Source organism: Pseudomonas sp. Kh14 (assembly GCF_900291005.1).
Lineage (GTDB): Bacteria > Pseudomonadota > Gammaproteobacteria > Pseudomonadales > Pseudomonadaceae > Aquipseudomonas > Aquipseudomonas alloputida.
In genome coordinates this window covers 1-243 of sequence record NZ_OLKJ01000265.1, presented here as the reverse complement: position 1 = coordinate 243, position 243 = coordinate 1, and the positions used below count along the sequence as shown (strand labels likewise).

Below are 243 nucleotides of genomic sequence, written 5' to 3'. Positions count from 1 at the left end.
GCACCGAGGATCGCGGCCTTGATCACGTCGAGGCCGGTTTTCAGGCCGCCGTCGGTCTGCACCCGCACCTTGCCGCGCAGGTCGTTGCCGCGCAGGGTCTGGTGGGTTTCAGCCAGGCCCAGTTCCCACGGGGCGCCGGCGTACTTGATCGAGGTCAGCGGCGAAGCGCCGGTGCCGCCGTCGTAGCCGGAAATGGTGATCAGGTCGGCATAGGCCTTGGCCACGCCGGCGGCAATGGTACCT

General features: G+C 68.7%; 1 protein-coding gene. It reads right to left on the bottom strand.

Annotated elements, in window-relative coordinates; translation table 11 throughout:
- Positions 1-243: glutamate synthase-related protein (locus tag FQ668_RS28070; RefSeq protein ID WP_144180856.1), on the bottom strand; the 243-nt coding region annotated here is incomplete at both ends.